We start from the raw sequence: 15,039 nt of genomic DNA on the forward strand, positions 1-15,039 counted from the left end.
TTATTCCTCCTCAAGCCATTGTCCTATTGCTTTTACAAGCCTGTCATTCTCCTCCCGGCTCTGGGCGGCTATACGGAAGAAATGCTCATTCAGTCCGTCGAAGTTGGAGGCGTCCCGAATCAAGATACCATGCTCCCCTGCCAGATAGTCTTTCAAAGCGGAAGCCCTACCCATACGGAGGCACACCAGCATGAAATGGGTTTCGGTGGCCCATACCTCCAGTCCTCCCAATGCCTCGAGCGCACTGCGCAGGCGGGCAGCCTCTTGCAAGTAAGACGCCACATCCAGCGGATTGGGAACATCATGTTCCAGCAGATGGAGCCCTGCCTCAATGGCAAGCTGGTTGACCGACCAGGGCATACGGTTGGTACGCAGACGGTGCAGCAGGTGGGGGGCGCCGGTGACATATCCCAGTCGCAGACCGGGAACGGCATAACGCTTGGTCATGGAGTGCAGCAGCAAGACGTTGGGAAACTCCGCAGCCTCGGCAGCAGAGAAAAGCGGACGCAAGGTGAAAAACTCGTAGGACTGGTCGATGACGAAACAGACCTGCGGATTATGACTGATAAGTGTTGCCAGATATTCCTTCTCCACAACCGTTCCGGTAGGGTTATTGGGATTGCACAGCCACAGCATGCGCACCTCTTCCGGCAAGCGATACCCCTCGCTCTCCGCAGGAAGCCGGTAGAGGGAAGTGACCCGATGGCCGTGCATGCGGCAGGCATCGGCATATTCACTGAAAGTGGGCTGCACAATGGCGGTGTTTGTCCCGCGGAAAGTCTGTGCGGTAAGATAGATGGCTTCGGTAGCTCCGTTCGTCACGCACACTGCCTCGGCAGGAAGACGGTGGCAGCGGGCAAGGCAGGCCTCAAACGTGTAAGGCTCCGGTTCGGGATAGTTGCCGATGCCGTCAATCCGGGCACACAGATGCGCCTTCAAGGCAGAGAGGTCTACCCTGCTGTAAACGTTCGAGCTGAAGTTTGCCGTAATGGGACGGCTGTATTTATAGGAATCGTCTCCGTGTCCTTCAATCATGGTTCTTTGTCAATATTTGGTAGATAAGCGGCAGGTTGACGTGGCGGCGCACGTGCTCGGCAAGCCTATCGTATTGTTCTTCTTTGAATGTATGGTAATCGAAAGCGCCGGCATTCCCGGACAGTTTGTCTGCAAAAGGCGCAAGCAGGAAATCTATGAATTCCGGATTGTCGAGAATGCCATGAATATAGGTCCCCATGCAGGTGGAGTCCACGCAGTAACCGTCGGTAGAGCCGTTCTCCAAAAGATTCAGGGGAGAATCGGGAGTACCTTCCACGGGGGTGGTCACTCCCATATGGATTTCATAACCCTGCATTAATGAAGAATGGAGAGTGGAAGATGGAGAATGGGGACTGCACAGACCGAACTTCACCTGGCGGGTCACCTTCTCTCCCGACATGCGGGTACTGATGGGCAACAGCCCCAGTCCGGGCAGGCGTTCAATGTCCCCCTCCACATGCTCAGGGTCGAGCACCTCCTGCCCCATCATCTGATAGCCGCCGCAGATACCCATCACGGTGGCACCTTCACGGTGGGCACGGATGATGGCAGCCGCCACACCGTTACGGCGTAATTCGTAAAGGTCATCAAGCGTGCTCTTGGAGCCGGGCAGCAGGATGACGTCGGCCTTTGCCAGCTCATCCACATTGTTGGTATAGAACAGATGTACGCGCGGGTCACGCTCCAGCACATTGAAATCGGTGAAGTTACTGAGGTGGCGCAGCAGGATGACGGCGATGTTCACCTTTCCCTTCTCGGCACGGACAGACTTTGCGGCAAGCGCCACGGAGTCTTCTTCTTCAATGTAGATATCACGGTAGTAAGGCACCACCCCGACAACGGGAATGCCGCAAAGCTCCTCCAGCATCGTAATGCCCGACTCGAAGAGACGTATATCCCCCCGGAACTTGTTGATAAGAATTCCTTTAATTCGCTCCCGCTCATGGGGACGAAGCAACATCAGCGAACCGTAGACGCTGGCAAACACACCGCCACGGTCAATGTCGCCCACAAGAATTACATCGGCTCCGGCATGCAGGGCCATCGGCAGATTGACAAGGTCGGTATCCCGCAGATTGATTTCGGAGATGCTTCCCGCGCCTTCCAGCACGACGGGATTATAGCGGGCGGCAAGGCGGTCGTAGGCAGCACAAACCTCCCGGCGCAGTTCGTCGCGTCCTTCCTTGCGGAAATAATCATAAGCATTGCGGTTGCCGATAGGACGCCCGTTAAGAACAACCTGCGAGGTATGGTCCGACTGTGGTTTCAGCAGTAGCGGATTCATGTCCGTGTGGCAAGGCACTCCGGCGGCTTCTGCTTGCACAGCCTGGGCACGGCCTATCTCCAGCCCTTCGGGAGTGGCAAATGAATTGAGCGCCATATTCTGTGCCTTGAACGGTGCGGGCTGATAGCCGTCCTGCTTGAAGATGCGGCAGAAGGCGGCAGCAATGATGCTCTTTCCCACATCACTGCCCGTCCCGGCAAACATAATCGGATGAAGTTTCTCCATAAATTCCACTTTAGCGAATGCAAAGATAGTGCAAATCCGAATATCTCTCCCATTCATAAGCCATATCTTCGGAAACTATTCCTATATTTGTAACGTTCTATTCAAAAAGATGACTACTGAACAATTCCCACCTCCTCTTGTTTAGAGAAACAAGAACCCCTAAACCGAACGAACTTATGAATAATCTATCATGCCGGAGATTTTTTCCGGTTGCTGCCTGCGTGCTGCTTGCCATCGGTGAAGTGGCTGCACAAACCTCCCTTCCCCTTAGCTTCGGTGATGCCCTAAGGCAGATGCAAAACGGCAACCGCAGCCTGAAAATAGCTGACAAGGGAATTGAAGCCGCCCGTGCGGAACGTGACAAACTGAATGCCCTCTGGTACCCCTCCCTGCAAGGTGCCGGTACGTTCGTGCATCTTTCCGAAAAGATAGAGGTAAAACAGCCCCTTTCCCAGTTCACCGACCCGGCAAAGGACTTTGTGCACAACATCGTGCCGGACGACCAATTCATCAGCAGCATACTCGACCAGATAGGCTCCCATACCCTTGCCTTTCCACTGGCTCCACGCAACCTGACTTCCGTCGGCCTGACCGCCGAATGGGTCGTATTCTCCGGCGGCAAGCGCATCCGGGCCTCGAAGATAGGCAACACCATGATAGACATTGCCCGCGAAAACCGGGGACAGACCGATGCCACGCAACGCACCCTGCTGGCAGAAAGCTACTTCGGGCTGAAACTTGCGCAAGAGGTAGTACGCGTGCGGCAGGAGACTTACAACAGCCTGCAACGCCATTACCAGAATGCCCTTAAACTGGAAGCTGCCGGCATGATAGACAAGGCAGGCCGGCTCTTTGCCCAAGTGAATATGGATGAAGCTGCCCGTTCACTGGAGGCTGCCCGGAAGGAGGCCTCCGTCGTACAAAGTGCCCTGCGCACCCTGCTCAACCTGCAAGACACATGCAGCATCCATCCTACTTCGGAGCTTTTCATCAACGACCAACTGCCCGCTAAAGAGGAGTTCCTGCAAGCCATGCGGGTGGAGAACTACACCGTGAACCAACTGCAACTGCAGTCACAGATTGCCCGCCAGCAGCTCCGCATCGACCAGAGCGGCTACCTGCCGGACATCGCCGTATTCGGCAAGCAGACCCTCTATGCCCACGGCATACAAAGCAATCTTGTCCCCCGCACCATCGTAGGTGTGGGCTTCACCTGGAACCTGTTCGACGGACTGGCGCGTGAGAAGCGCATCCGCCAGTCGAAGATAGCCCAGCAAACCCTCGCCTTGGGACAAGAAAAAGCCAAAGAAGACCTGAGCGTAGGCATCGACAAGCTCTACACCCAACTGCAAAAGGCACAAGACAACGTACGCGCCCTGAATACCACCATCGAGCTGAGCGAAGAGCTGGTGCGAATCCGCAAGAAATCCTTTGCCGAAGGCATGGCAACCAGTACCGAGGTCGTAGATGCGGAAACGATGCTGGCAACCGTCCGCGTGGCGCGTCTGGCAGCCTACTACGAATATGATGTGGCACTGATGAACCTGCTGGCTATCTGCGGAACGCCGGAACGGTTCGAGAAATATTTCGAGACAACTTATTAAAACCTACCCTTTATGAAAATCAATAATAAAAGCATCAGCATTGCATTCGTCATTATCCTGGCTGCAACGGTCATCATTTCACTTGCCGGCATGTTACTCATGAGCCGGCAGCCCCTGGTCCTGCAAGGACAAGTGGAAGCAACGGAAATACGTATCAGCGGAAAGCTACCCGGACGTGTGGACTCCTTCCTCGTACAAGAGGGCGACTGGGTGAAGGCAGGCGATACGCTTGTCGTCATCAACAGCCCCACCATCGAAGCCAAATACCGCCAGGTGAATGCCCTGGAGCAGGTGGCCCAGGAGCAGAACAAGAAGATAGACGCCGGTACCCGCCGCCAGATTGTGGCCACCGCCCGGCAACTCTGGAACAAGACGCAGAGCGACCTTGCCCTCGCCAAGACCACTTACCAGCGCATTGTAACGCTTTATAAGGACAGTGTCGTCACCTCCCAGCGGCGTGACGAGATGGAAGCCATGTACAAAGCCGCCCAAGCCGCCGAACGTGCCGCCTACGAGCAATACCAGATGGCCGTGGACGGAGCGCAGAGCGAGGACCGCGCCTCGGCCCGCAGCCTGGTGGAAGCGGCGCGAAGCACCGTCGATGAAGTCTCCTCCCTCCTCGTCGACTCCCGCCTGACTGCTCCCGAAGACGGCCAGATAGCCACCATCTTCCCCAAACGCGGAGAGCTGGTGGCCCCCGGCACTCCCATCATGAGCCTTGTCGTGATGGACGATGCACACGTGGTACTGAACATACGCGAGGACCTGATGCCGCAGTTCAAGATGGGAGGCACTTTCCGTGTCGATGTCCCCGCCATCGACGGCAAGGACATTGAATTCCGCATCTATTACATCAGTCCGCTGGGCAGCTTCGCCACCTGGAAATCCACCAAACAGACGGGCAGCTATGACATGCAGACGTTCGAGATACACGCACGTCCCACACAGCAGGTAGAGGGATTGAGACCGGGGATGTCCGTACTTTTAAAAATGAAGAATGAAAAATGAAAGATAAAGAATTTGGCTGCGCAATGAAAGCGCTTCGCATGGTTATCCGTCGCGAATGGCACCGCATGACCTCCCGCCGGCTATACCTCGGCGTCTGCGTCGTGCTACCCTTACTCTGTCTGTTCTTCATGGCCACCATCTTCGGAAACGGACAGATGGAGAACATTCCCGTGGGTATCGTCGACCTGGACAACACTGCCACTTCGCGCAATATCTCCCGGCGCATCTCTGCCGCCCCCACCTTCCGTGTGACGGAGCACTTCACCGACGAAGCCGACGCCCGCCGGGCATTGCAACAGAAGGACATATACGGCTACCTCGTCATCCCGCCCCGCTTCGAACAGAAGGCGGTGACGGGAACTGGCGCAACGCTCACCTATTATTACCACTATGCCCTTCTTTCGGTAGGCAGCGAGCTGATGGCGGCGTTCGAGAATACGCTTGCCCCCGTGGCGCTCTCGCCCATCGTGATGCAGGCCGAAGCTCTGGGAGTCAGCGGAGAACAGATACAGACCTTTCTGCTCCCCGTAGAAGCCAGTACCCATCCCCTCTACAATCCGGACATGGACTACTCCATCTACCTGAGCCAGCCTTTCTTTTTCGTACTGTTCCAGATACTCATCCTGCTCACCACCGTCTACTCCATAGGCAGCGAACTGAAATTCGGCAGCGTCGGCGAATGGCTGGAGACGGCACGAGGCAATATCCTCACTGCCGTAGCAGGGAAACTGCTGCCCTATACCCTCATCTTCTCGTCCATCGGTATCCTGGCAAACTATGTACTGTTCGGCCCGCTACATATCCCCCTCGCTGGCAGTCTGTGGCTGATGAATGCAGTGACCGTGCTCTTCATCATCGCTACCCAGGCATTGGCGGTCTTTATCTATTCTGTCTTTCCCAAGATTGCCTATATCATCAGTGTAGTATCCATGGTGGGGTCGTTGGGGGCTACGCTGTCCGGAGTCACGTTTCCCGTTACAGCCATGTATGCGCCCGTGCATGCGGCCTCCTACCTCTTCCCCGTGCGGCACTTCACGGAGGCAGCACAAGCCATGATTTACTTCGATGCAGGGTTTGCCTACTTCTGGCAGTCGGTAGCTACACTCTTCATCTTCCTATTGGCAGCACTGCTGATACTGCCATTGCTGAAATGGTGGATAAAAAAAGAGATAAGGGAAGAAGCAATCTCCGCCTCCCCATCACCTTGCCCACCTACCGCATTGTCAACAGCTTCCGTCATCCGCCACGAGTGGCATGCCATCGCCACCAATCCCGCCATCCTGCTCGTGCTGGCAGGCGGTATCTTCCTCTACGGACTGCTCTACAACTACATGTACGCCCCCAACCTGGTGCGCAAGGCTCCCGTCGCAGTGGTAGACCTCTCCCACTCCGCCCTCAGCCGCGAATACATCCGACTGCTCGACGCCACTCCCCAGACCGCCGTCTACGGCCAGACACCCAACATCCTCGAAGCCCGCCAATGGATGAAGCAGGGCGACGTGGCAGGCATCCTTTACCTGCCTGCCGACTTCGAGGCACGTGTGGCACGGGGCGAGACTTCGGTCTTCGTACTCTATGCCGCCACGGACGCTTTCCTCAACTTCAAAGGACTGCAAGAATCCAGTGCGCGCGTCATGCTTGCCGTGAACGATGCCCACCGCATGGAGGGCACCGTATTCCTACCTCCACAAGGACTGCTGGCAGTGGCTTCGTCCGCTCCCGTCAGCGTGTCCGGCACGGCGCTCTACAACTATACAGAGGGCTACGGTTCCTATCTGATTCCCGCCGTCCTAATTGTCATCATCTTCCAAACGATGCTGATGGTGATTGCCATGCTGACGGGCGAGGAAGCGGAAGCCCGAAGAAAAGGAATACGGCTGATGCGTGCCGACTCATTGAAGGATACATTACGGATTGTCGGAGGCAGGACCTTCGTATACTTCATGCTCTACGTGGTGTTTTCCCTATTCCTGCTGGGACTGCTGCCGCATCTGTTCAGTATCCCCCACATCGGCAGCGGAGGAGACATCGTCACAATGATGATACCCTTCCTGCTGGGCACCAGCTTCCTTGCCCTGGCCATCTCCCGCTGGTTTACAGACTCCGAAGCGCCGCTGCTGATGATAGCCTTCTTCTCTGTGGGCTATATCTTCCTTTCGGGCGTGTCCTATCCGCTGGAGCTGATGCCGTGGTATTGGCAGACAGCCCACTATCTGTTTCCGGCAGGTCCTGCCGTACTTGCTTTTGTAAAACTGAATTCAATGGGTGGAACGCTGGCCGACGTATGGCCGCAGATGTTGACGATGTGGATACAAGTATTGGTCTATGGAACTTTGGCGCTCTGCACTACACGCCACCTCTACGGAAAAGGAAAAGTGAAGGCATAAAAAAAGGCTATCTATCCCAGACAGCCAATCTTTTGTTAACCTTAAATCTAATACTATGAAAAACACATTGCAAATATACGGACTCCTCCGAATTCTCCAAAATTTCAGCTCATAACGGTCTTATTTATAACATGGTTTAATAGGAATATGCCGTTGTTAACAGATAGAGGCTGGTCAAATAAGAAATTTTCACTATCTTCATCCCCAAAATCGAACATCATAACTAAAGAATATTTTGCCATGATTCATACCATACTCGATACAGACCTTTACAAATTCACCACCTCGTATGCCTACATCAAATTGTTTCCCTATGCCATGGGCACTTTCAGCTTCAAGGACAGAGACGACACCGCCTATACGGACACGTTTCTGAAGGAACTGCAAAAGGCGGTGGACAGCCTGGCACAGACCGTACTTACTGCCGAAGAGCTGGAATACATGACCCGCCACTGCCGTTTCCTGCCGAGGGTCTATTGGGAGTGGCTCTCCTCCTTCCGCTTCCAGCCGGAGAAGGTAAGCATCCATCTGGACGAGGACCGGCACTTGAACATTGAAATCACGGACTATCTGTACAAGGCCACCCTTTACGAAGTCCCCCTGCTTTCCATCGTATCCGAAATAAAGAACCGTTCTTTGGGAAACGTGGCCGACATGGACGGCATACTCTGCAAACTGTCCGAAAAGGTGGCACTCTCCAACCGACACCAGCTATATTTTTCAGAGTTCGGCACCCGGAGACGCTTCTCGTTCGAGGTACAGGACAAAGTCATAGACCGTCTGAAGGAAACCGCCGAATACTGTACCGGGACTTCCAACTGCCACTTCGCCATGAAATACGGCATGAAGCCTATGGGGACGCATCCGCATGAATGGTTCATGTTCCATGGCGCACAGTTCGGCTACAAACACGCCAACTACATGGCCTTAGAAAACTGGGTGAACGTGTACGACGGCGATTTGGGCATCGCACTGTCCGACACCTACACCTCTGGCATCTTCCTAAGTAACCTGAGCCGCAAGCAGGCAAAGCTATTCGACGGTGTACGCTGCGACTCCGGCGATGAATTCGACTTCACCGACAAACTTGTTGCCCGCTACCGCGAACTGGGCATCGACCCTACCACTAAAACCATCGTCTTCAGCAATGCGCTCGACTTTGGCAAGGCACTCGACATCCAGGAGCATTGCAGGGGCAAAATCCGCTGCTCCTTCGGCATCGGCACCAATCTGACGAATGATACCGGATTCAAGCCCTCCAACATCGTAATGAAACTGACGCAATGCAAGATGAACGTCAACCAGGAATGGCGCGAATGCGTGAAGCTGTCCGACGATGCAGGAAAGCATATCGGCAGCGAAGCGGAAGTACGGGCATGTCTGTATGATTTAAGGCTCGGACAGCAAATAGAACCCCTATGCTGAAAACAGCTTCCCGGCGGTTAGCGATAAGTGCTTACTGTCTTTTCCTTTTGTAGGCAAACTCTTGCCATTTCTCCTCCGGCCAGTCCTGCCGCTGCATCTCCATGCGGGCCATGACGAAGAACAAGTCCGAAAGGCGGTTGATGAAGCGCAGAATATCCTCGTTCACGGGGTCTTGGCGATGGAGTGTCCACAAACGGCGTTCGGCACGGCGGGCCACGGTACGGGCAAACTGCAGTTGGGCTGATATGGGAGTGCCACCAGGCAAAAGGAAGTAGCCGTTGTCCGTCAGCAAGACGGTCATGGCATCCATCTCCTGCTCACAGCGTAGCGTGAGCTCTGCGGCAGAAAGCGGATTAGGATTTACCACTCCCGAGGGAGTGGCCACATGGCTCATTACCACCATCAGTTCCCGCTGGACAGCATGCAGCAACTCCTGCCAGGCATCTTTTGCCGCCAGCATGGAGCGCACGATACCAATCACGGCATTCAATTCATCAAGACATCCGTTTGCCTCGATACGGATGTCATCTTTCGGCACACGCGCGCCACCATGAATACCCGTTGTTCCTTTGTCTCCAGTTTTGGTATAGACTCTTTTCATTCTCTATTTGATAAGGAACTGTGCCCACTGCGGGATTTCCTCTACATATTGTTTGAAGAGGGTCCCGTTTACAGTGCGGAACAATAATCGAGGAATTTGATTTTCTATTGAATTATCGTAGACATATACCCTATCAACCAAGGATATTGCTTTGCCTATATTCAATAACGATTTATAATAACGGGAAATAATTTTGGAAATGGGAACTTCATGCCCTCCATTCAAATAGCGCTGTGTAATACGCCGTACATTTATCTCAGGATTATTTGTACAGACAAAAAAAATGCGAATAAAAAATCCTGCTTTTTTTGCTTCTTCAACAAATGCAAGTTTTTCGTCTGAGGAAAAGACTGTTTCAAATACAAAATCTTGCCTTTTCCTTAAACACTCATAACGCATTTTAGTCGCCAATTCTGCTGCCTTCAATACTGCAACGGGAGAATTCCAATCACCATATTGTTCTTGCGCTATATTATCAGGATTAATGTAAAGGCTATTTTCTGCCCATTCATTATGAAGCAGTTGCACTGTCGTAGAAGTTTTACCCGAACCATTCGGACCAGCTACTATACAAAGTGTCGGATTTTTTTCGTTCATCACATGGATATATCACTTACATTTTTAGCTCTATATGCTTTCAATTTTTCTCTCACCTCTTGCATTCTCCGCTCCAATTCTCTTTTTGCCTTGCGAGAACTTTCACGGGCCGCAACAGCCACTTGTTCCATCAAAGCATGCAGTTGTTCATCAGTAGGGTCTTCCAAAGAAGACAAGCGATAAGTATTCAGTTTCATAATCATAATATATTTAAAACAAAGATACTCCACTATTTCGAGAACACAAACGAAATTACATAAAATATCAATGCGCTATCCGGACTTTTTCATAATGAATTCAAACTTGGATTAGAACTGTTTTTAATCAAGGAATGATTAAAAAGCAAAAAACGGCCGGACATGCCATGCAGAAGTCTTATTATATCCTTGTAAGCAAACCCTTTCCCACTTATATAAGGGATCATCAATATGCCAGAGAAGCATCCAGCTTCTATCTTTATCATATTGAGAACTGCAACTGAAACCAAGTCTGTAGTTCACGTTAAACTGCGGTAACGATTTACCAACTTTGGATAACTGTCCTTCTAATTTATCTAACGTTTCCTGTCCCCACTTTTCATCTTGTAAACCATTACCGGTATTGTGCTGGAAGTTTTCCGGAGATCTTCCACAAATATTCACCAATACATCAAACCATTGCCCTATGCTTGGCAGAAACCACGGACTACGTTCGATCCCATCCGGCACCTTATTGCTGTTATTGTAAGTTTTCACCAGATAAAAAGCACGACAGTCGCTTACAAAAGATGCATCACCCTCATGATTTGCCAGCATTTGTAAAGTTTCAGAGTACCCGTTCATGTTATTCTTAATTCTGCTAAAATCATGCTTTGACTTCACATCAGCTATTGATATTGTATCAATATCCGCTTCGATTAAATCCATCGGTCCCCAATTCCCTTCTTTCAAACTATCCAACATCATCACATAGGCATGATTCCATCCTTTTTTATTACACCTCTCGTCTGTCATCCTTTCCGGATCGCAAGTAATTACCATTCCGATAGCATTTTCATAATCATAGATTTTCCCATCTTCTTCCAACTTCCCGTTTCCGGGATGTACTTCTATTCTTTTATCGATTTCGTTCTGAAAGACAAAATCCCCGGAATAAAGCTTTCTTTCTATACTTCCTTTACCGGGTACGGGACTAATAACCTTCAAGGTATAGCATTTTCCAGAAGTAAAACTGATGGAGCTGCCCGAATAATTTATCTTTATATTCGTATCATCTCTGCCATCGGTAGTCATATAGTTTCCGGTAACCCGTGCATTTGCTTGCGGCGGAACAATGGCACAATATTTCAAAGAATCTATCTGATATGGAGTAATACCGTTCAGACTCACATTAATAGCCGCCGAGTCTGTTCCTAAAACCCTCGATTCCCTATGGTAAACAAAGCCTGCTTTTTCTGGTGCAAAACAACCTACGTATACTTGCGGTTGCAACACAAGCAATGCAAACTGGTGTTGAAACAGCAAGTTCAGGATTATTCCGGAAGAATTGTCAATAGCAGGTACGCCGGTGGCAACCAACAAATCGCTGACAATATGCTTTTCTGTTGTGGACTGGTCCTTCGCAGGTTGCAGTTTTTCATTCCCGGTCAGTGAAGCAATAGCTCCGTCCATACCTTTTGAGAGATCTATTGTGATATTCTTCCTATATGGATAGTAAGCGACATAACTCACTCCATCATACCAATAAAGTGTACCATTTCCCACCGGATTCCAACTGCCGCTTGACATATTGTAAACCAATTTGGCATTATCAATATTATCCATTATAGCACCGTCCTTTATGGCAAAAACACCAATCGAATCACCATCGACAAACTCCATTTTAAAATGTTCGTCCCTTACAGAGGTACGTGTAGAGGACTTTCCTGCATTGGAGAGCTCTTCAAAATCAGCGACTATAGCCCGGACTGTAAAGGGTACTCCCTCACAGCACTCCTTCATACCTCCATTGTTTGCTTCGTATTCGTCAGTGCATGCACTACACACTAAAAGGATGCCCCAAAAGACTATTCCAGTGAAAAATTTCATATATCTTTTCATATTATCTTACTTTAAACAGATTGGCATCTTTTTGCGAAGTCCAGAATTACCCCGTCAGGTCAATCAGTCTCTTGTTTTGCTTCCGTTCCAATAACTGTCTCGGTTTCAGCATTCTCTTCCCATGATACGGGACCGTTCTCCGGTATCACAGTAATTGCCTTTCGTGCTATACCTATAGTATAGCTGACGGTCCTTCCCGAAGCCCAATTATCAGTCAGAGGCAAAGACTGGTTTTCCATACTGACAGTTTGAACAACAAGAGCATTATTACTATCTTTGGCCGTATATTGATAAGAAATATTGAACTTACTTCCTGCCCCGGCAGGAAGCAGAAAGAAGGTTGCAAGCAGTTTCTTTTCTTCTATAATTGTATCCGGTACCGGAAAACTTATTATACCGGTGGTAAAGTTTTCCTTTTCATCAGCCGATGGATATGTCCACTTCCAGCCTATGTCACTATCTGCTGTAGGATTATAATAGGTAAGCAATCCACTCTTCATTCCCGTAATTGAGAAGGAAGTTACTGACTTTCCCTCCGTATTATCATTACTTTTTATATAGACATTGACCTTGGTCAGTGTATGGTGCAGTTTGAAAGTTACATTACCATTGTTTTGATTCATTACCGGAGTTGCGGCAAGAAAATCTATCTGATTATTTACAGCTATCGGAACGGTATACCCCAACACCGGAAATCCGCTTGCCGTTCCTTCATCCTGAAAAGAGAGGTAACCATTTTCCACTTCATTCACGTAAGGGGCATAAGCAAAGAAACTGATTTTATCCGTGGTGGAATTGTCCGGCCAAAACTTGACCGGACTATAAGACCATGTTCCCTCATCCTGTTGTTTTTCCACAAGCTGGTTATACATAAAATTCGGTATGGCAGTATTCTCGTTGAATTTTCCATGTGTAAAATATGCAAACACTCCCACATTCTTAAGTTCACCGGCAGTGGCAAATTTCCCGGTTCCCCTCGTCATTGTAATAACTCCAGAAAAGCCGATAGGAAGATTCTCCTGCGGAAGTCCGTTCTTACTTTCTTCCCCACTGCATGCTCCCAACAACAAAAGTAATGCAAGGAGGATGCTACACAACCGCTTCATCCCTATATCTTCTGCTTTTCCTTTCATACTCCTTCTACCTAAATGTTACTTTCCCCATTACTGGTCCATCCCGTCATATTGTCATCAACAGCAATACTGATAGCATTCATCTTGATGGTCAACACGTAAGTATGCTGTGTCCCTTTTTTAAAAGTTCCTTGCGGCAATTTGACTTCTTTATCCGTCACAGTACTTGTCAGATTACTACTATCATTCACCTTTGTCACAACATCATAACTAATCTTTAGGCTCAAATCCCCTTCCTTGGCTGTACCGTTTTGGTTATTCACAGGAATGAAATAAAGAGCTTCCTTTTCTGAGAACAAAGCTGTTGCATCGGTATTACTACTCACGTCGACAGCACTCTTCTTATACCCCCATTGGTCAATGCCTGTTCTATTCACAAACTCACTAAGGTCTTGCTCAGCCGAAAAATAGGATGCGGAAGGTGAGATGGCATTCCAAGCATCAGTACCGAAATCATAAACCGCTTTGTTGTAAAGTATTCCACTTCCCGGAGACAGTTTTAATCCTGTTACAAAGATTCTTGTTTCAGCGCCCAGATTCACGTCCGGCTTCACCTTGACATTGGCTATTTGGGTAAGCACATGGCTGAATTTAAACTGGACTGTTCCTTTGTTACCGACATTGCTCTCAGAAGTCAAGTCTTTTATGGTAGTACGGCAATCCGTTACTAAATCCACCATATCTTTCCAATTATTTGAAGTTTTTACTTCAAAGGTGATTTTAGGAGCCTCTTTATCACTTTGTGCCGATAAAATTATTTTTTGGTCTGTTCCCTCTCCCGGATTGGATTCATAAGGTGCATAAGCGAAGAAAGTTATTTTATCATCATTCGTCGGCCAAAAACGCAGAGAAGCATACCCCCAACTACCGGAAGTCCATGTAGCATGTTCATTATACATAAAATCGGGTGTTGTACTCGCTTTCTCACTATCCCATCCTTCCTTGCTTGTTTTATAGGCAAAAATACCGAAACCGGCATCCGCTTCTTTCAGCGTGGACGTAGTGGTTTCCGTTCCTCTGGTCTGTACTCCCGTATATACATCCAAACCGATTGTCCGGTCTGCATCCGGATTTATCTCCGTAACTTCATTTTGCGAGCAACCGGCTATCGTCAGCGCTGCCATTGCCATCAATAAACTTTTCGTTCCCATCTTCTATTCATTTTTTCAATTAATATTAATTATGTCCTCAAATATCTATATCACTGTTCACTTCATCCTCCCAGTCATCCACGTTGGCGTCAAAACCCGAACTTCCTTCAACTTTCACATTCGGTACTTTTTTTTCGCACGTCATGTCGATGAAAATGCTCATTCTTCCATCTCCTTCTTCCAACTGGCTTATTTTCAGATCATCAAAACTTTCTTCAAATGTGGTTTTCCCGTCCACCAATTCTGCTCTCAAATGCAGGTTATGTGAAATCTCCGTATCAAAACCAAACACGCTGATAGAGGCGCTTAGTGTTCCGTCCGTCGCCGATCCGGAATTATAAACGGGATTACCGAGACAAAACTCCTGCGCCACAGTCTTTTCTGAAATCTGTCCCGAAGCGAGAAACACAGATTCTGCAATACCATCCAATTTACAAGTGGCATTACGTATATTGTTCATTCCTTTAATACAATACTTCGTTAAATTTCATGCTGCATCAGCAGCGAATC

At 49.6% G+C, this 15,039-nt stretch carries 13 protein-coding genes; 4 read left to right on the forward strand and 9 right to left on the reverse strand.

Annotation, left to right across the window (positions count from 1 at the left end; all coding sequences use genetic code 11):
- Together DW800_RS12680 and DW800_RS12685 are read right to left on the reverse strand one after the other, a co-directional pair.
- On the reverse strand, positions 1-1,035 hold the full coding sequence (locus DW800_RS12680) for a threonine-phosphate decarboxylase (protein WP_009038531.1): 1,035 nt from the start codon (positions 1,033-1,035) through the stop codon (positions 1-3).
- A complete protein-coding gene (locus DW800_RS12685; protein ID WP_207814331.1) occupies positions 1,028-2,545 on the reverse strand; it encodes a cobyric acid synthase in 1,518 nt (505 codons plus the stop codon). The genes DW800_RS12680 and DW800_RS12685 overlap by 8 nt, the downstream gene beginning before the upstream one ends.
- Before the next feature lie 176 nt (positions 2,546-2,721).
- On the opposite strand from DW800_RS12685, the gene DW800_RS12690 reads away from it, so the two are divergent.
- From DW800_RS12690 to pncB, 4 genes are all read left to right on the forward strand, one after another.
- Complete coding sequence (locus DW800_RS12690) at positions 2,722-4,149, forward strand: TolC family protein (RefSeq protein WP_057281156.1); 1,428 nt, start codon at positions 2,722-2,724, stop codon at positions 4,147-4,149.
- Between the two features lie 12 nt (positions 4,150-4,161).
- Positions 4,162-5,157, forward strand: coding sequence for an HlyD family secretion protein (locus tag DW800_RS12695; RefSeq protein WP_117703338.1), 996 nt, complete (start codon positions 4,162-4,164; stop codon positions 5,155-5,157).
- Positions 5,154-7,544, forward strand: a complete 2,391-nt coding sequence (locus tag DW800_RS12700; RefSeq protein ID WP_117703339.1) for an ABC transporter permease — start codon at positions 5,154-5,156, stop codon at positions 7,542-7,544. The genes DW800_RS12695 and DW800_RS12700 overlap by 4 nt, the downstream gene beginning before the upstream one ends.
- Positions 7,545-7,784: 240 nt before the next feature.
- Positions 7,785-8,969 (forward strand): nicotinate phosphoribosyltransferase, encoded by a 1,185-nt coding sequence (pncB, locus tag DW800_RS12705; protein WP_057281158.1) that lies wholly within the window; start codon positions 7,785-7,787, stop codon positions 8,967-8,969.
- 31 nt (positions 8,970-9,000) lie between these two features.
- Here pncB and DW800_RS12710 read toward each other — a convergent pair whose 3' ends face one another.
- The 7 genes from DW800_RS12710 to DW800_RS12740 all read right to left on the reverse strand — a co-directional run bounded on the left by DW800_RS12710 (position 9,001) and on the right by DW800_RS12740 (position 14,989).
- A complete protein-coding gene (locus tag DW800_RS12710) occupies positions 9,001-9,570 on the reverse strand; it encodes a cob(I)yrinic acid a,c-diamide adenosyltransferase (RefSeq protein ID WP_061412597.1) in 570 nt (189 codons plus the stop codon).
- 3 nt (positions 9,571-9,573) lie between these two features.
- Positions 9,574-10,167, reverse strand: coding sequence for a zeta toxin family protein (locus tag DW800_RS12715; RefSeq protein ID WP_005829300.1), 594 nt, complete (start codon positions 10,165-10,167; stop codon positions 9,574-9,576).
- Entirely contained in the window at positions 10,167-10,364 is a 198-nt protein-coding gene (locus DW800_RS12720; RefSeq protein WP_005836934.1) for a hypothetical protein, read from the reverse strand. The genes DW800_RS12715 and DW800_RS12720 overlap by 1 nt, the downstream gene beginning before the upstream one ends.
- Positions 10,365-10,502: 138 nt before the next feature.
- The gene (locus tag DW800_RS12725; RefSeq protein ID WP_117703340.1) at positions 10,503-12,245 is read right to left on the reverse strand and encodes a fimbrillin family protein; all 1,743 of its coding nucleotides are present in this window, start codon (positions 12,243-12,245) and stop codon (positions 10,503-10,505) included.
- A 59-nt stretch (positions 12,246-12,304) separates the two neighbouring features.
- Positions 12,305-13,378, reverse strand: a complete 1,074-nt coding sequence (locus tag DW800_RS12730; protein WP_117703341.1) for a fimbrillin family protein — start codon at positions 13,376-13,378, stop codon at positions 12,305-12,307.
- A gap of 11 nt (positions 13,379-13,389) precedes the next feature.
- Entirely contained in the window at positions 13,390-14,529 is a 1,140-nt protein-coding gene (locus tag DW800_RS12735) for a fimbrillin family protein (RefSeq protein ID WP_005829307.1), read from the reverse strand.
- A 37-nt stretch (positions 14,530-14,566) separates the two neighbouring features.
- A complete protein-coding gene (locus tag DW800_RS12740) occupies positions 14,567-14,989 on the reverse strand; it encodes a hypothetical protein (RefSeq protein ID WP_243634916.1) in 423 nt (140 codons plus the stop codon).
- Positions 14,990-15,039 lie beyond the last annotated feature (50 nt).

It is taken from the genome of Bacteroides sp. AM32-11AC, assembly GCF_003603515.1.
GTDB lineage: Bacteria > Bacteroidota > Bacteroidia > Bacteroidales > Bacteroidaceae > Bacteroides > Bacteroides uniformis.